The following is a 20,105-nucleotide window of genomic DNA, read 5'->3' on the forward strand; positions in this document are numbered from 1 at the left end:
ACGGCCGAACTGGCTCTTGGGCTTGCCGTCGAAGTCGTAGCCGCGCCGCGGGATGATGCCGTTACCCGCCATGCCGTTGCCGACCCGCCCGTCGCCGCCGTCCATCTTGAAGCCGAACTGGCCGCGCACGTCCAGGCCGAAACCCACCACCCCGGGCGTGAAGCCGGACTCGAAGTTGGCGATCACGCCGTGCGCCCACTCGGCGCGCAGGTGCTTCTTCTCGCCGGTCTGCGGGTTGTTGAAGGTGTCGCCATGGCGGAAGTCCTGGCTGAAGTAGATGTTGCGGTTGAGCACATTCACGGTCGCCCCCTCGAGAAAGCCCTCTCCGTCGGCGGCGACGGCCGGGATCGCCAGGACAAGGGTCAGGGACGCGGCACAGGCTGGATTCTTCTTGTTGAAACGCATGGATTCATTCCTGTTGCTGGAACATGACGACCATCCCGGGGACAGGGTCGGGCCGCGAACCGGCAAAGCGGTGCCGCGTCCCGCGGTGGTTGCACGGCGGGTCGAAGGTCGATTTTCGATGGGTTAGGCGGACCGGCGCGGGCGCCGGGGGGCGTGACGGCTCAGGCCTGGCGGCCAAGCGGGTGCGGCGGTCGGGATCGTCGATCCATAGTTCCTACCTCGGGCCGGTCGTTCCGGCCGAATCGCTCTTGTTCTTGTTCTGGTTCTGCGCGCGGGCCCGCGGGAAACAGCGCAGCGGCGACCGGCCCGGCAAGAATACTGCCCCTCCCCCCCCTAGGTGCTCCCCCCCAGGTGGGTAGTCGCGGCATACCGGCGAGATACGCGGCGGCCTCTTTCGACAGCCCGGCCGGAGAGCCCACGCGAAGAAATCCCGAGGAGTGACGCCGGGCGGCATTCACCCTACGGCAGGCGCATCGAAATCGAGAGGTTGCAAGCGGCTGGAGGAAAGCGGCAGGCGCCGGCTGTTCCGGCGCGTGGGAGAGAGGAAAGGATGGATTCGTCCAACCGCGGAAGGCGGCAGCCTCAGGACTATTGCGGCGCTTTCCAGACGATGTCTTGGACCTTCACCGGCCTGGGAATCAGCTTCTGCTCGTAGAAGGTATCGGCCACTTTCTGCTGCACCGCGACGATCTCCGCCGACAGGGGCTGCACGCCATAGCGGGCGCGCTCCTGCCAACGGGTCAGGACGTCCTCGGGCAGCCCCAGTTGCGGGGCGAGCAGTCGCGCCACGCCGCCTGGGTTGTCGTTGGCCCAGGCGCCGGCCTTGGCCAGTTCGCCCAGGAGCGCTTCGAGCAGCTTCGGATTGGCCTCGGCAAAGGCCCGCGAAGCCTCGTAGAAGGCGTTGGTCTGCGACAGCCCTTCGTAGTTGCCCAGCACCCTGACCGCTCCGCCTTTCTCGATGGCTGCCAGGTAGGGGTCCCATACCGACCAGGCATCGACACTGCGGTTCTCGAAGGCCGCCCGGGCGTCGGCCGGCGGCAGGTAGACCGGCTGGATGTCGGCAAAGCTCAACCCAACCTTGGCCAGCGAGGCCACCAGCAGGTAGTTGGCGCTGGAGCCCTTCTGCACCGCCACCTTCTTGCCCTTGAGCCCGGCGATGTCGGCGATGGACGAATCCTTGTGGGTGAGGATCGCCTCTGTCCTCTGCGCGTGGGGCTCGGCGCCGACATAGACCAGGTCGATGCCGGCCGCTTGGGCGAAGATCGGCGGCGGCGAGCCGGTGTAGCCGAAATCGACGCTGCCGGCGTTCAGGGCCTCAAGCAGTTGCGGACCCGCCTGGAATTCGTGCCAGGTCACCCGGTAGCCCTGCTCGCCCAGGGACTTCTCCAGAACGCCCTGGGACTTCAGCACCGCCAGCAGACCGCCGCCCTTCTGGAAGCCGATCTTCAAGGTCGGCGGCTCGGCGCTGGCCAGCCCGGACACGCCGAGCGCCAGACCGGCGACCACGGTCAGAGCGCCCAGCAGACGCCGATGGAAAGTGATGGAACGCATTTTCGAACTCCTTCTGCCTGGATCGGCCTGCGCCCCCGCGCAAACCACCGAGAAGGTAGGGAGCCTAAATCTTTTATCCGATTTCGATCTAATAAATTATTAAACTAATAACCTTTATATCTTTTCTAACCGAAAAGCCATCACGACGCGGTGACCGTCCCCGAGCGATGCGACAAAAATCATTCGCGCAACAAAAACCACGATTACAGCCATTAATCGACACCAAAAACCAATAAAAAACATAAATTAATAATAAAAAACCAATTTTTATAGAATACTTGCAATATATCCAAACAAAATACTAGCGTGTCGCCGCAAATGATGGCCAGCGCCTCTCGACAGGCGCGTCGCAGCTCTCGGGAGACACCATGACCATGCTCAAAGACCCGTCGCAGAAATACCGTCCCTTCGCACCGATCGCCCTGCGCGACCGCACCTGGCCGGACCGGGTGATCGACAAGGCGCCGCTCTGGTGCAGCTCCGACCTGCGCGACGGCAACCAGTCGCTGATCGAGCCGATGGACGCGGTGAAGAAGCTGCGGTTCTTCAAGACCCTGGTGCAGGTCGGCGTCAAGGAGATCGAGGTGGGCTTCCCCTCGGCCTCGCAGACCGACTTCGACTTCGTGCGCACCCTGATCGAGGACGGCCACATCCCCGACGACGTGACCATCCAGGTGCTGACCCAGGCCCGCGAGGACCTGATTGCCCGCACCTTCGAGTCGCTCAAGGGCGCCAAGCGGGCCATCGTCCACTACTACAACGCCACCGCGCCGAGCTTCCGGCGCATCGTCTTCAACCAAGACCAGGCCGGGGTGGTGGAGATCGCCGTCAACGCGGCGCAGATCATCAAGCGCCTGGCCGACGCCAGCCCGGAAACCGCCTGGCGCTTCGAGTACTCGCCGGAAGTGTTCAGCTCCACCGAGACCGAGTTCGCCGTCGAGGTGTGCAACGCGGTGGTCGCGGTATTCCAGCCGACCCCGGACCACAAGCTGATCCTCAACCTGCCGGCGACCATCGAGGCGGCCACGCCGAACGTCTACGCCGACCAGATCGAATGGTTCTGCCGCCACGTCGAGCGCCGCGACAGCGTGCTGGTCAGCCTGCACACCCACAACGACCGCGGCACCGGCGTGGCCGCCAGCGAGCTGGGCCTGATGGCCGGTGCCGACCGCGTGGAAGGTTGCCTGTTCGGCAACGGCGAGCGCACCGGCAACGTCGACCTGGTGACCCTGGCGCTGAACCTCTACACCCAGGGCGTCGACCCCGAGCTGGACTTCTCCGACATCGACGCGGTGCGCAAGGTGGTCGAGGAATGCAACCAGCTGCCGGTGCACCCGCGCCATCCCTACGTCGGCGACCTGGTGCACACCGCCTTCTCCGGCTCGCACCAGGACGCGATCCGCAAGGGCTTCGCCCAGCAGGACCCGAACGGCGTCTGGGAAGTGCCCTACCTGCCGATCGATCCGGCCGACATCGGCCGCAGCTACGAGGCGGTGATCCGCGTCAACAGCCAGTCAGGCAAGGGCGGCATCGCCTACCTGCTCGAGCAGGAATACGGGATCAGCCTGCCGCGGCGCATGCAGATCGAGTTCAGCCAGGTGGTGCAGAAGGAAACCGACCGCCTCGGCCTGGAGCTGAGCGCCGCACAGATCCACGCCCTGCTCGAGGCCGAATACCTACAGGCCACCGCGCCCTACACCCTGAAGGGCCATCGCCTGCAGGAGGAAAACGGCACCTGCGCGCTGGACGTGGAAGTCGTCGACGGCGGCGAGGCCCGCCACTGGCGCGGTATCGGCAAGGGTCCGCTGGAAGCGCTGGCCGCCGCCCTGCCGGTCGCGGTGGAGATCATGGACTTCCACGAGCACGCCATCGGCTCCGGCAGCCAGGCCAAGGCCGCGGCCTACGTCGAACTGCGCCTCGACGGCCAGCGTCCGGTGCATGGCCTGGGCATCGACGGCAACCTGACCACCGCGAGCATCCGCGCGCTGTTCAGCGCCCTCAACCGCGCCCTCGGCCAGCAGGCCGCGGCACGGGCGGCCTGAGCCGCCGCACCCTCGACGCCGCAGCGGGCTAACCCCCGCGGCGTCCCCCGCCGAAGGCAACGCAGGTGCCTCCTCCGCAGGCATCGCTCCCGTAGGAGCCCGTTTGCTGGCGATCCGCCCCCGCCAGCAAGGACCGGGTACCCCCTCTGCACCTGCCAGTGCACGTGCACGACCGCAGATCCGCGCCATCGGCGCGCCTGGATATGCCGGTTTCTTCTAACGAACCGCAATCCGTGTGAATTTCTTCCCATAACCGGCTAACATTCGGCCCATCGGCATGGACGCTCGTACCATATCAACCGCGAGAGTCCCATGCGCCGTTTCGTTTTCCTCCTATTGCTCCTGCTGCCGTTCTCCCTGGTTCACGCCGAGGCCCCACGGACCTTCCGCGAGGCGAAGAAGATCGCCTGGAAGATCTATGCCGAGCGGCCGGTGGACTTCTATTGCCACTGCGCCTACCAGGGCAACCGCATCGACCTGGAAAGCTGCGGCTACCAGCCGCGCAAGAATGCCAACCGCGCCGGCCGCGTCGAGTGGGAGCACATCGTCCCGGCCTGGGTGATCGGCCACCAGCGCCAGTGCTGGCAGGACGGCGGGCGCAAGAACTGCACGGCCAACGACCCGGTGTTCAGCCAGGCCGAGGCCGACCTACACAACCTGGTGCCGGTGGTCGGCGAGGTGAACGGCGACCGCAGCAACTTCGGCTTCGGCATGCTGACCGAGCAGCCCACCCAATACGGCGCCTGCCCCTTCGTGATCGACTTCCAGCAGCGCACCGCCATGCCGGCGGACTACAGCCGCGGCGCCATCGCACGGACCTACCTGTACATGAGCCAGCGCTACCAGCTGCGCCTGTCCAGGCAGGACCAGCGCCTCTACGAGATCTGGAACCGCCAGTATCCGGTGAGCGAATGGGAACTCTGGCGCAACCAGCGCATCGCCTGCGTGCAGGGCAACGCCAACCCGCTGGTCGGCGAAGTGGACCTGCGCCGCTGCGGGAAGAAGTAGCCCGCCGCCAGCGGCTTGCCAAGCCGTCCGGGCGGGTGCTAATTCTCGCCCGGCCCCATAGCCCAGGCGAGGAACGCCATGCAGCGCAACCGACTTCTCGCGACACTCGGCCTGAGCGTCCTAGCCGCCCTGCTCGCCTCCGGCATCGCGCCCTACGACCGGGCGACCTGGCTGCTGGAGGTCGCGCCCGTGCTGGTCGCCGCGCCGCTGCTGGCGTTCACGTACGGACGTTTTCCGCTGACCACCCTGCTCTACCTGCTGATCGCCGCCCACGCCCTGGTGCTGATCCTCGGCGGCGCCTACACCTACGCGCGGGTGCCACCGGGCTTCTGGGTGCAGGAGCTGTTCGGGCTGAGCCGCAATCCCTACGACAAACTCGGCCACTTCATGCAGGGCCTGGTGCCGGCACTGGTCGCCCGGGAAATCCTGCTGCGCGGCCGCTATCTGGCCAACGGGCGGATGCTGGCTTTCCTCTGCCTGTGCGTGGCGCTGGCGATCAGCGCCGTCTACGAGTTGATCGAGTGGTGGGTGGCGCTGATCGCCGGGCAGGGTGCGATCGAATTCCTCGGCACCCAGGGCGATCCCTGGGACACCCAGTCGGACATCTGCTGGGCACTGATCGGCGCCGGCAGCGCGCTACTCGGCCTCGCCCGCCTGCAGGACCGGCAGATCGCCGCACTGGAGCACTCAGCACATGGCCGAGGGCAGGGTTAGCTCCTCGCCGGCCACCATGAAGGTACCGAAGCCGCGATGATGCAGGGTGCGCGGCGCGCTCACCGACGGGTCGTGCCAGGCCTGCAGCACCTCGAGGATGAAGAAGTTGTAGCGGCCGACCAGCTGGCGATCCGCTACCCGGCATTCGAGGCTGGCAAAGCACTCGGCCAGCCGCGGCGGCGCCACCTGCGCCGAAGGCACGGCGGTCAGCGCGAAGCGGGCGAACTTGTCCACTTCGCGCCCCGAGCAGTTGCCGCAGCCGACCACCTGCTCCGCCAGCTCCACGGTCGGCACGTTGAGCACGCACTCGCCGGTCGCCTCCAGCGCCGCGAAGGAGAAGTTCGCCGCACTGACCACGCAGCCCACCAGCGGCGGCTCGAACTCCAGCATGCAGTGCCAGGACAGCGGCATCAGATTGGCCCGACCGTCGTGGGCGGTGCCGAGCAGCAGCACCGGACCCGGTTCGAGGAGGGCGTAGACATCGGCGAGGGGCAGCAGGGTTTTCATCGGACGCTCCAGGGCAGGGAAAAGCGGCGTTATCCGATCAACCATAGCCCCCTCTCGGCGGGCGCAAGGGGCCGCTCTTGAACGATGCGACAGCGACACACGACAAACCGGACCCCAGCCGCTGGGTCCTCTACCGCATCGACGACAACGGCAACGAGGTGGAGATGCACCGCTTCGCCGAACGCGCCGAAGCCGAAGCGCTGATGCGCGAGTACGAGCGGCGCGGGCACAAGCAGGCGTATCTGGTGCGGGAGCTGCGCGCCTGAAATGGCGCGCAGTACGGGATGGCCGGCACCAGACAGCGACGGCCGGTACGGCTCACTGGTGCTTGCCGCCCGCCTTGCTGTTCCCGCGATGTTCGTCGTGCACTTCGCCGGACCGCTCCCAACCTTCGCGACGCACCTCATCGCCCCTCTTTTGAGCTCCGTGGTACGCCGCCTCCCTCCAGGCCTGGCCTTCGCGGCGTACCTCATCACCTCTCTTCTGACCTTCGTGCGACAACTCCCGATGATGCTCGCGGGTGGCTTCCCAGCGCTCCAAAGATTTCTCGCGCATCTGCTCCTGATGGCGCCGGGCACTTTCACGCATCATGTCGCTGGCCGGCTCGGCCATCACGGGCGCAGCAAGGCCCAGCGTACTCAGCAAGCCCAGTACGGCAAGGGTTTTCGATTTACGCATGGATACTCCTGAATCGGAAAATGGGGGCACGGCAGACAGCGCCCGCCCCCTGAAGTTGCATGTTGCCATCAGTCTTCCCGACTCCTCAGTTCGAACGTATCCGCATCCCTCCAGGCCGGAAAGCGCGTGCGGTACTTGGCCAGCGCCTCGGCCGAGAGGGTGACGTGGAACACGCCCTCGGCCTCGCCCGGCGCGGCCAGCGGTTCGCCCTGGAAATCCAGCACCTGGCTGTCGCCGGCGTGCGGATAGCCGTTGCCGTCGGCGCCGATGCGGTTGACCGCCGCGACAAAGCACAGGTTCTCGATGCCGCGCGCCGGCAGCAGGCGGTTCCAGGCGTTGCGCCGCGCCGCCGGCCAGCTGGCGATGTAGAGCAGGAGGTCGGTATCTAGGGGGTCGCGGCTCCACACCGGGAAGCGCAGGTCGTAGCAGACCAGCGGACGCACGTGCCAGCCCTTGAGCTCGAGCAGCACGCGCGCATCGCCTGCGGCGTAGTGCTCGTGCTCGCCGGCCATGCGGAACAGGTGGCGCTTGTCGTAGTGGGCGCAGCTGCCGTCCGGGCGCGCCCAGTACAGCCGGTTGCGGTAGCTGCCGTCGGCCGCGCGGGTGATCACGCTGCCGACCACGACCGTATTCAGGCGCGCGGCCTGCTCGAGCAGCCAGGCGCGGCTCGGACCGTCCTCGGCCTCGGCCAGCGCTGCGGCGTCCATGGAGAAGCCGGTGCTGAACATCTCCGGGAGGATCACCAGGTCGGCGCCCTCGGCCTGCGCCAACAGCCGGGCGAAGTGGGCGTGGTTGGCGGCCGGATCCTGCCAGACCGGGGCGGTCTGCACTAGGGCCAGCTTGAGGTCGGGCAAGGCGGTCAGGTCACGCATGGAAAATCTCCCAGGGCGAGGTATGCAAAGGCATTTGATCGGTAGGAGCCAGCTTGCTGGCGATTCCATCCAGCTTGATCGCCAGCAAGCTGGCTCCTACGGCAAACGGGGGCTTATACCCGGCACAGCTTCTCCGCGGCCTGGCACAGGGTGTCCTCGCGCTTGGCGAAGCAGAAGCGCACCAGGCGCAGGTCCTTGGGCGGGGTCTGGTAGAACACCGACACCGGGATGGTCGCCACGCCGTGCTCTCGGGTCAGCCACAGCGACATCTCCACGTCGCTCAGATCGTCGCGGATCGCCGAGTAGTCGGCCAACTGGAAGTAGGTGCCGGGGCTGCGGGTGAAGGTGAAGCGCGAGCCCTTGAGCAGGTCGCAGAACAGGTCGCGCTTGGCCTGGTAGAAGGCCGGCAGCTCGTCGACGTGATCGGGATGGGCGCTCATGTAGTCGGCCAGCGCCCACTGCAGCGGGGTGATGCCGCAGAAGGTGACGAACTGGTGGACCTTGCGCAGCTCGGCGGAGAGTGCCGGCGGCGCCACCACGTAGCCGGTCTTCCAGCCGGTGACGTGGTAGGTCTTGCCGAACGAGCTGACCACGAAGGCACGCTGGTACAGCTCCTCGTGGGCCAGCACGCTGGCGTGCGCCACGCCGTCGAACACCAGGTGTTCGTAGACCTCGTCGCTGATCAGGTAGATCTCGCGCTCGCGGATCAAGGCGGCCAGTTGGTCCAGTTCGGCGCGGGAAATCAGCGCGCCGCTGGGGTTGTGCGGGCTGTTGAGGATGATCAGACGGGTGCGCGGGCCGATGGCGTCGGAGAGGCGCTGCCAGTCGATGGCAAAGTCAGGCAGGGCCAGCGGCACATGCACGCAGCGCCCGCCGGCCAGTTCCACCGAAGGCTCGTAGCTGTCGTAGCAGGGATCGAAGACGATCACCTCGTCGCCCGGGCGGACCAGCGCCTGCACCGCGCAGAAGATCGCCTCGGTGGCGCCGGGGGTAACGCTCACCTCGGCGTCCATGTCCACGCGGCGACCGTAGCTGCGCGCGATCTTCTGCGCGACCTGCTCGCGCAGCGCCGGCAGGCCGGTCATCGGCGCGTATTGATTGTGCCCGGCCATCACGTGGCGGCCGACCGCCTCGCGCAGCGCCTGCGGGCCATCGAAATCCGGAAAGCCCTGGGACAGGTTGATGGCGCCGGTCTGTGCGGCGAGCTGGGACATGGTGGTGAAGATGGTGGTGCCGACGTTGGGCAGTTTGCTCTGGATCATGGCCTCGGACTTCGTGCGCAAGCGACCTGCGAAAGCCGCGAGGATAGCCGATCCAGAGGCGCGCGGCAGCCAGGGGCGGGCGAATCGGATGAGGCGACGGCCGCGTCCGGGCGGGCGGCCTGCGCTATCCTGTGGCCCTGCGCCATACCGCGCCGCACGCGGACGCCCCTCGGAGAAAGGAAGCCCATGAGCAAAGCCCAACGCCTGTCGGAAAAATGGTTCCGCCTCGTCCTGTGGATCATCGCCGTCGTCTTCGCCGGCTTCCTGATCGGGCTGGGTGGCACGCTGATGAAGAACCTGCCACTGGTCGAGGAGTCCCTGCACAGCGAGGACTTCATCGACCGGCCCGCCGCCGAACAGGCGCACCAGGCAATCGAGCAGCAGCGCCGGCTCGCCCAGGAGATCCGCGATGCCCAGGACCAGGCGCAGCTGAAGCTGGAGGTGGCCCGCCAAGACAGCCTCAGCGCCCGCGACAGCTTGAATGCCTGGCTGGCCAGCCGCCAGGCGACTCAACAGTCATCGCGGGATGCCGAACTGCTGCAGCGCACCGCGGCCCTGGAAAAACTGAAGATCGCCGAACGCGCCGCGCATGCCGCGGTCGAGGCCGAGCAGCAGCGCCTGCTCGACGCCCAGCAGAGCGAAGCACGGGCGCAGAATCAGCTGCAGGAGCTGGAGCAGCAGGCCTGGGAACGCCTGCAGGGCGAGCTGCAGCGCCAGGAGCTGCGGGTATTCATTTATCGGCTGGCGCTGACCCTGCCCTTTCTGGTCGTCGCCGGCTGGCTGTTCGCGCGCCGGCGCAAGAGCCCCTGGTGGCCCTTCGTCTGGGGGTTCATCTTCTTCGCGCTGTTCGTCTTCTTCGTCGAGCTGGTGCCCTATCTGCCGAGCTACGGCGGCTACGTGCGCCATGCCGTGGGCATCCTGATCACCGTGCTGGTCGGGCGCCAGGCCATCGTCGCGCTGAACCGCTACCTGGAGCGGCAGCGCCAGGCCGAAGCCAGGTCCGACGCCGAGCGGCGCCAGGAGCTGTCCTACGACACCGCCCTGGCGCGCCTGGCCAAGAAGGTCTGCCCGGGTTGCGAACGGGCGGTCGAGCTGGACAATCCGCAGATCGACTACTGCCCCCACTGCGGCATCGGCCTGTTCGACCACTGCGGGCAGTGCCAGCAGCGCAAGAGCGCCTTCGCCCGCTTCTGCCACGCCTGCGGCACCCCGGCCGCGCGGCCGTGATCCGCAGGCGTCCGCCGAGCCCCGCGGCGGGCCTTGGCCTTGCTCAGCGCTTCTTGTCCTTGCGCTTCTTCTCGGCCTTCTTGTGGTGGCTCATCAGGCGGCGCTTCTTGTTCACCTGGCGGTCGGTGAGGGGGTTTTTCTTGCCCTCGTAGGGGTTGTCGCTGCCCTTGTATTCGATGCGGATCGGCGTGCCGACCAATTTCAGCACGCGCCGGTAGGTGTTCTCCAGGTAGCGCGTGTAGGACTTCGGCACGGCCTCCACCTGGTTGCCGTGGATCACCACCAGCGGCGGGTTGGCGCCGCCCAGGTGGGCGTAGCGCAGCTTGATGCGCCGGCCGTTGACCAGCGGCGGCTGGTGCTCCTGCACCGCGTCCTCGAGGATCTGGGTCAGGCGGCTGGTCGGCCAGCGGGTGATCGCCGACTTGAACGAGGCCTGCACCGATTTGTAGAGGTGGCCCACGCCGGTGCCGTGCAGCGCCGAAATGAAGTGGATGTCGGCGAAGTCGACGAACATCAGCCGGCGCTCCAACTCGGTCTTCACGTAGTCGCGCTGGCCCGGCTCCATGCCGTCCCACTTGTTCAGCGCGATGACCAGGGCGCGGCCGGTCTCCAGCACGAAGCCCAGCAGGTTGAGGTCGTGCTCGACCACCCCTTCGCGGGCATCCATCACGAAGATCACCACGTTGGCGTCCTGGATGGCCTGCAAGGTCTTAACCACCGAGAACTTCTCGACCGCTTCGAATATCTTGCCGCGGCGGCGCACGCCGGCGGTGTCGATCAGGGTGTACTTCTCCTCGTCGCGCTCGAAGGGGATGTAGATGCTGTCGCGGGTGGTACCGGCCTGATCGTAGACGATCACCCGCTCTTCGCCGAGCATGCGGTTGACCAGCGTCGACTTGCCGACGTTGGGACGGCCGATGATCGCAATCTTGATGCCGTCCTTCTCGCTGGGGCCGGGGATGCGTTTGGGCTCCTCGCCTTCGGCGACCACCTCCGCCTCGCCCTCCTCGTCTTCGGCATTGTCCCTGGGAAAGATCCCGAGAGCCTCTTCGAGCATGGCGTTGATGCCACGCCCGTGGGCGGCGGCGATCGGCAAGGCGTCGCCCAGGCCCAGCGGGCTGAACTCGGCGCGGGCGATATCCGGATCGACAGTGTCGACCTTGTTGGCCACCAGGAAGCTGCGCTTGTTGCGCTTGCGCAGGTGCTCGGCGATCAGTTGGTCGGCGGCAGTCATCCCGGCGCGGGAGTCGACCATGAACAGCACGGCGTCGGCTTCCTCGATGGCCTGCAGCGACTGCTCGGCCATCTTCGCATCGATACCCTCCTCGTCGCCGGAGATGCCCCCGGTATCGATGACGATATACGTGCGGCCCTGCCACTTGGCCTCGCCATACTGGCGGTCGCGGGTCAGTCCGGCATATTCGGCGACGATGGCGTCGCGGGTCTTGGTCAGACGGTTGAACAGCGTCGACTTGCCGACGTTCGGGCGGCCCACCAGGGCGATTACGGGAACCATAAGGCTCTCACCTGCAATGTTCAGAAAACACAACGGCCGCTGCACGGTGCAGCGGCCGAACGGGGGGTCGGGACAACCCGACCAATGAGTCGGCGGTCAGCGAATGGTCAGCGCGACCAGATTGCCGCCGTTGCCGTAGGCATACAGCCAGTCGCCCACCACCAGCGGACGGGCGCGCAGACCGTCGCTGTCGATGCGGATGCGTCCGACGAAGCGCCCGTCCACCTGGCTGAGCAGGTGCAGGTAGCCTTCCAGATCGCCGACCGCGACATAGCTGGAGAACACCGCCGGCGACGACAGCTGGCGACGGGCCAGCGCATCGTTCTTCCACAGCGCCGAGGCGCTGCGCTCGTCGATGCCTTCGACGGCCCCCTCGGCCAGGCTCACATAGACGCTGCCATAACCCAGCGCCACGCTGCCGTTGCTGGAGGCCTGGCGCTGCCAGAGGGGACGCCCGCTCCGCAGATCGAGTGCGGCGACGTTGCCCTGAAAGGTCGCGACGTACAGGGTATCGCCGGACAGCGCCAGGCCACCGTCGATATCCACCACCCGCTCCAGCTCGGAGCGGCCGGTGGGCACGGCCACCCGCTGCTCCCAGATCGGTAGGCCGCGCTGGGTTTCCAGGGCAAGCACCTTGCCACTGGAGAGTCCGGCGATCGCCAGCTGGTTGGTGACCAGCGGCGCGCCGGTGCCGCGCAGGGTCAGCACGGCCGGGTTGCTGTCGTAAGCCCAGCGCTGGCTGCCGCTGCTCGCCTCGAGGGCGATCAGGCGGTCGTCCTGGGTCTGCACCACCACCACATCGCCGTTGCTCGCCGGCGGAGCCAGCACCTCGCTGCTGACGCGGCTGCGCCACAGCTCCTTGCCATCGGCCGAATCCAGGGCAATCACCTCGCCCTGCAGGGTGCCGAGCAGCACCTGGCCGTAGCCAGCGCCGACACCGCCGGACACCGGCCGCTCCAGATCCTTGCGCCAGACGACCTTGCCGCTGAAGCGGTCGAGGGCCATCACCTCGCCAGAGACGTCGGCGACGAACAGGGTATCGCCCTCCACCGCCGGCACCAGCTGATTGTAGGTCTTGCCCTGGCCCTCGCCGATCGAGCGGCTCCACTCCTTGTTCAGCCGCACCTCTTCCGTGAACTTCGGCAATTCGGCCGGCGGCTGCTCCTTGGAGCTGTTGAACCAGCTGCTGCAACCGGCGAGCGTCGCGGCCATCGCCAGCACCGCAGCATGTCTCCAGGGCTTCACGTCAGGCATCTCCCTTGGCCAGATCGTCGAGCTTCATCTGCAGGGTTCCCTGCCCGGCGTCCTCGGACTGGGCAGCCTTGGCCTTCTCGTAGGCGGCCCGTGCCTCGTCGGGGCGGCCGAGCTGCACCAGCAGATCGCCCTTGACCTCCTCGCGACCGGCCAGGAAGACCGGATCGATCTCGCCGGCGAGCAGGGCAAGGCCCTCTTCGGCCTTGCCCTGAGCCGCCAGGACCCTTGCCAGGCGCTGGCGGGCCACTTCGCCGAGGGTGGCATCGACCGGCTTGTCGAGAATCGCCCGCAGTCCGGCGGCGGCATCGTCGAGCTTGCCCTCCTCCACCGCCACCTTGGCGACCAGCAGGCTGCCGTACTGGGCATAGTGGCTGCCGCCGAAATCGCTCTGCAGCTGCCCGTAGAGTTCGGCGATCCTGGCCGCATCCGGCTTCCCGGAAGTCTTCAGGCTGGCATCCAGCAGCTGCTGGTAGAGCGCCGAGGCATTCTGCGCCCGATTGGTCTGGTACTTCTGCCAGCCCTGCCAGCCGAACACCACCACCAGGGCCAGAACACCGCCGGTGAGCAGGGGCTTGCCGCTGCGCTGCCACCACTCCTTGATCTGCACCAGCTCTTCATCTTCGCTATGCGAGGTCACCCCAATACTCCCAAATTCAGTGTTCAAGCCTGCAGACAGGCCGCCAGGCGCTCGCCCAGCGCATCCCAGCCAATGCTCTGTTGTTCGCCGTCGGCGCGCAGCGGCTTCAGCCCGACGATGCGCTGGGCCAGCTCGTCCTCGCCCAACACCAGGGCATAGAGCGCGCCGCTCTTGTCGGCCTTCTTCAGCTGGCTCTTGAAGCTGCCGGCCCCGGCATTGACCGCCAGGCGCACGCCCGGCAGCGCATCGCGCAGCCGCTCGGCCAGCTCCAGGGCCGCCAGTTCGGCCGCCTCGCCGAAGGCGCAGAAGTACAGGTCGACCTGGCGGGACAGCTCCGCCGGAATCTTGTCGAGGGTTTCCAGGAGCAATACCAGACGCTCGACGCCCATGGCGAAGCCCACCGCCGGGGTCGGCTTGCCGCCCAACTGCTCGACCAGCCCGTCGTAGCGACCACCGGCGCAGACGGTACCCTGGGCGCCGAGCTGGTCGGTGACCCATTCGAATACCGTCTTGCCGTAGTAGTCGAGGCCGCGCACCAGCTTGGGATTGATCGTGTAGGGAACGCCCGCCGCCTCCAGCCGCGCCTTGAGGCCCTCGAAGTGCTGGCGCGACTCCTCGTCCAGGTAGTCGGCCAGCTTAGGTGCGTCCACCAGCAGGGCCTGGGTGTCCGGACTCTTGCTATCGAGGATGCGCAGCGGATTGCTGGACAGGCGGCGCTGGCTGTCCTCGTCGAGCTGCTCGAAGCGTGCCGAAAGGTACTCGACCAGGGCATCGCGGTAGCGCGCACGGGCCTCGCTGCTGCCCAGGCTATTGAGTTCCAGGGTCACCGCCTCGCGCAGGCCGAGCAGGCCCCACAGGCGCCAGGTCATGACGATCAGCTCGGCGTCGATGTCCGGCCCCGGGAGGTTGAAGACCTCCACGCCGATCTGATGGAACTGCCGGTAGCGGCCCTTCTGCGGGCGCTCGTGGCGGAACATCGGACCGACGTACCAGAGCTTCTGCACCTGGCCGCCGCCGCTGATGCCGTGCTCGAGCACCGCACGCACGCAGCTGGCGGTACCCTCCGGACGCAGGGTCAGGGAGTCGCCGTTACGGTCCTCGAAGGTGTACATCTCCTTCTCGACGATGTCGGTGACCTCGCCGATGGAGCGCTTGAACAGCTCGGTGAACTCGACGATCGGCATGCGGATCTGCCGATAGCCGTAGCCGTCCAGCAGACCGGCCACGCCGTTCTCGAAATAGCGCCAGAGCGGGGTCTGCTCGGGCAGGATGTCGTTCATGCCACGGATGGCCTGGATATTCTTGCTCACGCGGATTCCTTAACTGCGGACGATCAGGCTCGCGTCGGTGGCGGTCTTCTCGGCGGCCTTGCGGCGGATCAGCCGCTCCAGCTCGTCCACCAGATTCTCGTTGCCGAGCTTCTGCGCCGGCTTGCCATCGATGTAGATCAGGTTGCTCGGGGTGCCGCCGGTAAGGCCGACATGCGCCTCCTTGGCCTCGCCGGGACCGTTCACCACGCAGCCGATCACCGCCACGTCGAGCGGCACCAGCAGGTCCTCGAGGCGGGTCTCCAGCTCGTTCATGGTCTTCACCACGTCGAAGTTCTGCCGCGAGCAGCTCGGGCAGGCGATGAAGTTGATCCCCCGCGAACGCAGGCGCAGCGACTTGAGGATGTCGAAGCCGACCTTGATCTCCTCCACCGGATCGGCGGCCAGCGACACCCGGATAGTGTCGCCGATGCCCTCGGCGAGCAGCATGCCGAGGCCCACCGCGGACTTCACGGTACCGGAACGCAGCCCGCCGGCCTCGGTGATGCCCAGGTGCAGCGGCTGCTCGATCTGCCCGGCCAGCAGGCGATAGGCGGCCACCGCCATGAACACGTCGGAGGCCTTGACGCTGACCTTGAAGTTCTGGAAATCCAGCCGGTCGAGATGCTCGACGTGGCGCAGGGCGGACTCCACCAGCGCCTGCGGGGTCGGCTCGCCGTACTTCTTCTGCAGGTCCTTCTCCAGGGAGCCGGCGTTGACGCCGATGCGGATCGGGATGCCCCGGTCGCGCGCCGCATCCACCACCGCGCGGACCCGGTCCTCGCGGCCGATGTTGCCCGGATTGATGCGCAGACAGTCGACGCCCAGCTCGGCGACGCGCAGGGCGATCTGGTAGTCGAAGTGGATGTCGGCAACCAGCGGTACCTGGACCTGCTGCTTGATCCGGCCGAACGCCTCGGCGGCGTCCATGTCCGGCACCGAGACGCGGACGATATCGGCACCGGCCGCCTCCAGGCGGCGGATCTGCGCCACGGTGGCGTCGACGTCGAGAGTGTTGGTGTTGGTCATGCTCTGCACCGAGATGGGCGCATCGCCGCCCACCGCGACCGGGCCGACCCAGATCTTGCGCGACGGACGGCGCTGGATGGGTGATTCGCTATGCATGGGACCTAGTTCTCCAGTTTCAGGCGGGCGGTCGCGCCGCGGGCGGTAAAGGGCGCGAGGTTGACCGGCCGGCCGTTGAAGCTGACCTCGGCACCGTTGGCGAAGCCGAGACGCACGTCCAGCGGCTTCTGACCACGCAGCTCGAGCGTGTCGCCGGCGCGCTTCAAACCGCGAAACAGCGCCTTGCCGCGGGCATCGGTGACCTGGGTCCAACAGTCGGCCTTGAAGCGGATGCTCAGCACGCCCTCTCCGGTAGCCGGCTCCACGGCCGGCGTCGGGCTGGCGGCGGCAGGCGTACTGATCGCTGCCTGGGCGGCAGCCGGAGCAGTCGGTACGGCAGCGGGCGCGGGCGTTGCCTCGACCACCGGTGCAACCGTACCGGGCGCGACCTGCGCCAGCGGCAGTGGCGTCACGATGGCCGGCTGGGGCTGCGGCCCGGAAGGCTGGAGCGCCTGGGCCACGGCCTGGTCTTCCGGCTCGTCGAGCGGATGGATCTGGGTAGTGCCGTCGGCGCTGTCGACCTCGACATGGGCCAGGTTGAGCGCGCTCCGCAGGCCCTGGTGCGCCGAGCGCTCCTGCCACCAGAACAGGCCGGAGCCGACCAACAGAAGCAGCAGGACGAGGCTGGCCAGGCGCAGGATGGTCTGCGAAATTCGCAGCGGCTGCTCGATCCTCCCCAGGCTGTGCACTTCGCTGCCCTTGGCGTTGGTGCCGGTGTACTGGTCGAAGGCCTCGACCAGACGGGCCTGATCCATCCCCAGCAGCTTGGCGTAGGAGCGCACATAGCCGCGGGCGAAGGTATGCCCCGGCAACCGGTCGAATTCGCCGGCCTCCAATTGGGCCAGGATCCGGACGGGGAGATTCAGCTGCCCAGCCACCTGGGCCAGCGACCAGTCGTTGGCCTCGCGGCCCTTGCGCAGGATCTCGCCCGGGTTGACGGAGGCCGCCGCCGTGCTCTCGATTTGCGACGCGTTCATCGTTGCTCCGACAGATATTGCTGATATTCCGGCGTGCCCGGGTAATGGCGCTTCAGCTGCAGGCCCAGGGTAGCGACCTGGTCGCGATCGTCGAAGATCTTCGCCAGACGGGTACCCAGCAGCAGGCTGCGGGCATTCTGCCCGCCTACCCGGCTGAAGCTAGCGTAATAGGAACGCGCCGACACGTAGTCGCGCCCCTCGAAATCCAGCATCGCCATTTCCAGCAGGGCCTGGGACTGCTGCGAATTGATGCGCAGGGACTTCTCCAGATGGCCCTTGGCGAGATCGCGCTGCCCCAGCTTGAGGGCGGTCAGGCCGAGATTGAGATAGACCCGCGAGCGCTCGGGATACATGGTGTCGGCCGCTGCCTGCTGGAAGCGCTCGTAGGCATCCGGATAGCGGCGCTGCTCGAACAGGAAGCTGCCGTAGTTGTTCAACACTCGCGCGTCGCCGGGACGCTGGGCGAGCGCCTTGCGGTAGTGCTGGTCGGCCAGATCTGGCTCGAGTTCGGTCTGGAACACCAGGGCCAGGGCGGCGTGGGCGTCGGCATCGCCGGCATCGAGCGCCAGCGCCTTGCTCAGCGGCGCCTTGGCACGATCGGTCTGGCCCTGCTTGAGATAACCGAGACCGAGCTGAATATACGCATCGCGAGCCTCCTTGCGCCCCTGCTCGGTCTTCATCGGGTCGACCGCTTTGCTCGAGACGCAGCCGGCCAGCAGCGTGGCGGACAATAACAGCAGCGCAGCGCGCAGGGTCATAGACATCCTCGATTCAGGTCCGGTTGGCGGCACTGGGGGATGGCGCTGCCTCGTCGCCGAGCTGGCGCACGGCGATATGGCGCTCGCTGCGCCGGGTACGGTCCATGACTTGGCCGACCAGTTGGCCGCAAGCGGCGTCGATGTCCTCGCCGCGGGTGGTGCGTACCGTGACGTTGTGTCCGGCCTGGTGCAACAGATCCTGGAAGCGGCGAATGGCATTGTTGCTCGGTCGCTCGTAACCGGAGAAGGGAAAGGGATTGAAGGGAATCAGGTTGATCTTGCACGGCACGTCGCGCAGCAGCTCGACCATCTGCGCCGCATGCTCGGGCTGGTCGTTGACGTCCTTGAGCAGGGTGTACTCGACGGTCAGTACGCGCTTCTCGCCGAGGCGCGAGATGTAGCGCTTGCAAGCGTCCAGCACCACGGCCAGCGGATACTTGCGGTTGATCGGCACCAGCCGGTCGCGCAACGTGTCGTTGGGCGCATGCAGCGACAGCGCCAGGGACACGTCGATGACCTTGCCCAGCTCGTCGATCATCGGCGCCACGCCGGAGGTGGAGAGGGTCACTTTGCGCTTGGAGATGCCGTAGCCGAGGTCGTCCATCATGATCTGCATGGCGGCGACCGCGTTGTCGAAATTCAAGAGCGGCTCGCCCATGCCCATCATCACCACGTTGGTGACGGCGCGGTCGATCTTGGCCGGGACGGTGCCGAAGGATTTGTTGGCGATCCACACCTGGCCGATGATCTCGGCGGCGGTCAGGTCGCTGTTGAAGCCCTGCTTGCCGGTGGAGCAGAAACTGCAGTCCAGCGAGCAGCCGGCCTGCGACGACACGCACAGGGTGCCGCGCCCGGCCTGCGGGATGTACACGGTTTCGACGCAGCTGCCGGACGCCACGCGCACCACCCACTTGCGGGTGCCGTCGCTGGAAATGTCCTGGCTGACGATCTCCGGGCCGCGGATCTCGGCGCAGGCCTTGAGCTTCTCGCGCAGGGCCTTGCCGATGTTGCTCATGGCCTCGAAGTCGTCGACGCCGAAGTGGTGAATCCATTTCATCACCTGCCCGGCACGAAAGCGCTTCTCGCCGATGGACTCGAAGAAGCCTTCCAGCTGTGGCTGGGTCAGCCCCAGCAGGTTCACCTTGGTGGTTTCGGTCATGGATTCACCCTCCCCCATCGCCTGATCAGCGAATGCGGGCGCACACCTCGGTGGCGGCGAAGAAGTAGGCGATCTCGCGGGCGGCGGAAGCCTCGGAGTCGGAACCGTGCACGGCGTTCTCGTCGATGGACACCGCGAAGTCGGCGCGGATAGTGCCCGGAGCGGCGTCTTTCGGGTTGGTGGCGCCCATCAGCTCGCGGTTCTTGGCGATCGCGCCCTCGCCTTCCAGCACCTGCACGACGACCGGACCGGAGGTCATGAAGGACACCAGATCCTTGAAGAACGGACGCGCCTGGTGCTCGGCGTAGAAGCCGCCGGCTTCGCGCTCGGACAGCTGGACCATCTTCGCCGCGACGACGCTCAGACCGGCCTTCTCGAAACGGGTGAGGATCTCACCGATGACGTTCTTGGCGACGGCGTCGGGCTTGATGATGGAAAGGGTACGTTCAACAGCCATGGATAGCTCCAGTCAATCGGGGGTTTTGAAAAGCGGAAAATTAAACCCGCGGATTATACGCGGGTTCCAGTGAAATGCATAAGAGCAGCTTGTGGATCAGTCGGCTTCTTCGATCCAAGCTGCCTGGATGGCTTCCAGCACCTTTTCACCGCCGCGCTCGGGGTCGTCGTCGAACGCCGGCAGGGCCAGCACCCAGCGATGCAGATCGACGAAATTGAGGTAGCGCGGGTCGATCTGCGGATGGGTATCGACCAGTTGCAGGGCGATTTCCTGAACATCCGTCCATTTCAGGCTCACGGTCATACCCTCAGTGCTTTTCCGAAACCTGATTGAGGGTATAGCGGGGAATCTCCACCACCAGATCCTCTTCGCCGACCTTCGCCTGACAGGATAGCCGCGATTCCGGCTCCAGTCCCCAGGCCTTGTCGAGCATATCGTCCTCCAGCTCGTCGGACGGCTCCAGGGAATCGAAGCCCTCGCGCACGATCACGTGACAGGTGGTGCAGGCACAGGACATCTCGCAGGCATGCTCGATTTCGATGTCGTTGCGCAGGGCGACGTCGAGAATGCTCTCGCCGGGCCGGGCCTCGACCACCTTGCCTTCGGGACACTGCACTTCATGGGGCAGAAAAACGATCTGCGGCATCAC

At 66.7% G+C, this 20,105-nt stretch carries 22 protein-coding genes; 5 read left to right on the forward strand and 17 right to left on the reverse strand.

All coding sequences use genetic code 11. The features are described from left to right. Both BMY22_RS16385 and BMY22_RS16390 read right to left on the reverse strand, forming a co-directional pair. Window positions 1-405 (reverse strand): OprD family outer membrane porin (locus BMY22_RS16385; protein ID WP_143068517.1); only part of this gene is annotated, 405 nt, incomplete at its 3' end. Window positions 406-993: 588 nt separating this feature from the next. Continuing rightward, the gene (locus tag BMY22_RS16390) at window positions 994-1,956 is read right to left on the reverse strand and encodes an aliphatic sulfonate ABC transporter substrate-binding protein (RefSeq protein ID WP_090623876.1); all 963 of its coding nucleotides are present in this window, start codon (window positions 1,954-1,956) and stop codon (window positions 994-996) included. A 368-nt stretch (window positions 1,957-2,324) separates the two neighbouring features. Between BMY22_RS16390 and leuA the strand changes: the two genes are divergently transcribed. The 3 genes from leuA (at window position 2,325) to BMY22_RS16405 (ending at window position 5,720) form a co-directional block, all read left to right on the forward strand. Next, window positions 2,325-3,998 carry a 2-isopropylmalate synthase gene (gene leuA / locus BMY22_RS16395; protein WP_090623878.1) on the forward strand — a complete coding sequence of 558 codons (1,674 nt, stop codon included), beginning with the start codon at window positions 2,325-2,327 and terminating at the stop codon, window positions 3,996-3,998. Window positions 3,999-4,310: 312 nt separating this feature from the next. Continuing rightward, window positions 4,311-5,006, forward strand: a complete 696-nt coding sequence (locus BMY22_RS16400; RefSeq protein WP_090623879.1) for an endonuclease — start codon at window positions 4,311-4,313, stop codon at window positions 5,004-5,006. A 78-nt stretch (window positions 5,007-5,084) separates the two neighbouring features. Further along, on the forward strand, window positions 5,085-5,720 hold the full coding sequence (locus tag BMY22_RS16405; protein WP_090623881.1) for a DUF2238 domain-containing protein: 636 nt from the start codon (window positions 5,085-5,087) through the stop codon (window positions 5,718-5,720). Here the strand turns inward: BMY22_RS16405 and BMY22_RS16410 are convergent. Further along, window positions 5,694-6,227 carry a flavin reductase family protein gene (locus BMY22_RS16410; RefSeq protein ID WP_090623883.1) on the reverse strand — a complete coding sequence of 178 codons (534 nt, stop codon included), beginning with the start codon at window positions 6,225-6,227 and terminating at the stop codon, window positions 5,694-5,696. The genes BMY22_RS16405 and BMY22_RS16410 overlap by 27 nt on opposite strands. A gap of 77 nt (window positions 6,228-6,304) precedes the next feature. Here BMY22_RS16410 and BMY22_RS16415 point away from each other — a divergent pair, with 77 nt between their 5' ends. Continuing rightward, a complete protein-coding gene (locus BMY22_RS16415) occupies window positions 6,305-6,493 on the forward strand; it encodes a hypothetical protein (protein ID WP_090623884.1) in 189 nt (62 codons plus the stop codon). A gap of 52 nt (window positions 6,494-6,545) precedes the next feature. On the opposite strand, the gene BMY22_RS16420 is transcribed toward BMY22_RS16415, so the two are convergent. From BMY22_RS16420 to BMY22_RS16430, 3 genes are all read right to left on the reverse strand, one after another. Then, the gene (locus BMY22_RS16420) at window positions 6,546-6,905 is read right to left on the reverse strand and encodes a hypothetical protein (RefSeq protein WP_090623885.1); all 360 of its coding nucleotides are present in this window, start codon (window positions 6,903-6,905) and stop codon (window positions 6,546-6,548) included. A gap of 68 nt (window positions 6,906-6,973) precedes the next feature. Then, window positions 6,974-7,777: an amidohydrolase gene (locus tag BMY22_RS16425; RefSeq protein ID WP_090623887.1), complete on the reverse strand. Its 804-nt coding sequence runs from the start codon at window positions 7,775-7,777 to the stop codon at window positions 6,974-6,976. Window positions 7,778-7,890: 113 nt separating this feature from the next. Further along, window positions 7,891-9,039, reverse strand: a complete 1,149-nt coding sequence (locus BMY22_RS16430; protein WP_090623888.1) for a pyridoxal phosphate-dependent aminotransferase — start codon at window positions 9,037-9,039, stop codon at window positions 7,891-7,893. A 186-nt stretch (window positions 9,040-9,225) separates the two neighbouring features. Between BMY22_RS16430 and BMY22_RS16435 the strand changes: the two genes are divergently transcribed. Next, window positions 9,226-10,266: a serine endopeptidase gene (locus tag BMY22_RS16435; protein ID WP_090623889.1), complete on the forward strand. Its 1,041-nt coding sequence runs from the start codon at window positions 9,226-9,228 to the stop codon at window positions 10,264-10,266. Between the two features lie 43 nt (window positions 10,267-10,309). Here BMY22_RS16435 and der read toward each other — a convergent pair whose 3' ends face one another. The 11 genes from der to fdx form a co-directional block, all read right to left on the reverse strand. After that, window positions 10,310-11,782 (reverse strand): ribosome biogenesis GTPase Der, encoded by a 1,473-nt coding sequence (der, locus tag BMY22_RS16440; protein ID WP_090623891.1) that lies wholly within the window; start codon window positions 11,780-11,782, stop codon window positions 10,310-10,312. 96 nt (window positions 11,783-11,878) lie between these two features. After that, window positions 11,879-13,036 carry an outer membrane protein assembly factor BamB gene (gene bamB / locus BMY22_RS16445; protein ID WP_167363751.1) on the reverse strand — a complete coding sequence of 386 codons (1,158 nt, stop codon included), beginning with the start codon at window positions 13,034-13,036 and terminating at the stop codon, window positions 11,879-11,881. Continuing rightward, window positions 13,029-13,673 carry a tetratricopeptide repeat protein gene (locus BMY22_RS16450; protein WP_090623893.1) on the reverse strand — a complete coding sequence of 215 codons (645 nt, stop codon included), beginning with the start codon at window positions 13,671-13,673 and terminating at the stop codon, window positions 13,029-13,031. Before BMY22_RS16450 ends, bamB begins: the two co-directional genes overlap by 8 nt. Window positions 13,674-13,696: 23 nt before the next feature. Further along, window positions 13,697-14,983 carry a histidine--tRNA ligase gene (hisS, locus tag BMY22_RS16455; RefSeq protein ID WP_090623895.1) on the reverse strand — a complete coding sequence of 429 codons (1,287 nt, stop codon included), beginning with the start codon at window positions 14,981-14,983 and terminating at the stop codon, window positions 13,697-13,699. Window positions 14,984-14,992: 9 nt separating this feature from the next. Further along, a complete protein-coding gene (gene ispG, locus BMY22_RS16460; protein WP_090623896.1) occupies window positions 14,993-16,105 on the reverse strand; it encodes a flavodoxin-dependent (E)-4-hydroxy-3-methylbut-2-enyl-diphosphate synthase in 1,113 nt (370 codons plus the stop codon). A 5-nt stretch (window positions 16,106-16,110) separates the two neighbouring features. Next, entirely contained in the window at window positions 16,111-17,082 is a 972-nt protein-coding gene (locus tag BMY22_RS16465) for a RodZ domain-containing protein (RefSeq protein ID WP_090623898.1), read from the reverse strand. After that, window positions 17,079-17,840: a type IV pilus biogenesis/stability protein PilW gene (gene pilW, locus BMY22_RS16470; RefSeq protein WP_090623899.1), complete on the reverse strand. Its 762-nt coding sequence runs from the start codon at window positions 17,838-17,840 to the stop codon at window positions 17,079-17,081. Before pilW ends, BMY22_RS16465 begins: the two co-directional genes overlap by 4 nt. A 13-nt stretch (window positions 17,841-17,853) precedes the next feature. After that, entirely contained in the window at window positions 17,854-18,999 is a 1,146-nt protein-coding gene (rlmN, locus tag BMY22_RS16475) for a dual-specificity RNA methyltransferase RlmN (RefSeq protein WP_090623901.1), read from the reverse strand. Between the two features lie 25 nt (window positions 19,000-19,024). Next, entirely contained in the window at window positions 19,025-19,456 is a 432-nt protein-coding gene (gene ndk / locus BMY22_RS16480) for a nucleoside-diphosphate kinase (RefSeq protein WP_039802423.1), read from the reverse strand. A gap of 96 nt (window positions 19,457-19,552) precedes the next feature. Next, window positions 19,553-19,753: a Fe-S cluster assembly protein IscX gene (gene iscX / locus BMY22_RS16485; RefSeq protein WP_090623923.1), complete on the reverse strand. Its 201-nt coding sequence runs from the start codon at window positions 19,751-19,753 to the stop codon at window positions 19,553-19,555. 10 nt (window positions 19,754-19,763) lie between these two features. Further along, window positions 19,764-20,102 carry an ISC system 2Fe-2S type ferredoxin gene (gene fdx, locus BMY22_RS16490; RefSeq protein WP_090623902.1) on the reverse strand — a complete coding sequence of 113 codons (339 nt, stop codon included), beginning with the start codon at window positions 20,100-20,102 and terminating at the stop codon, window positions 19,764-19,766. Window positions 20,103-20,105: the final 3 nt, after the last annotated feature.

The organism is Azotobacter beijerinckii, assembly GCF_900110885.1.
Taxonomy (GTDB): domain Bacteria; phylum Pseudomonadota; class Gammaproteobacteria; order Pseudomonadales; family Pseudomonadaceae; genus Azotobacter; species Azotobacter beijerinckii.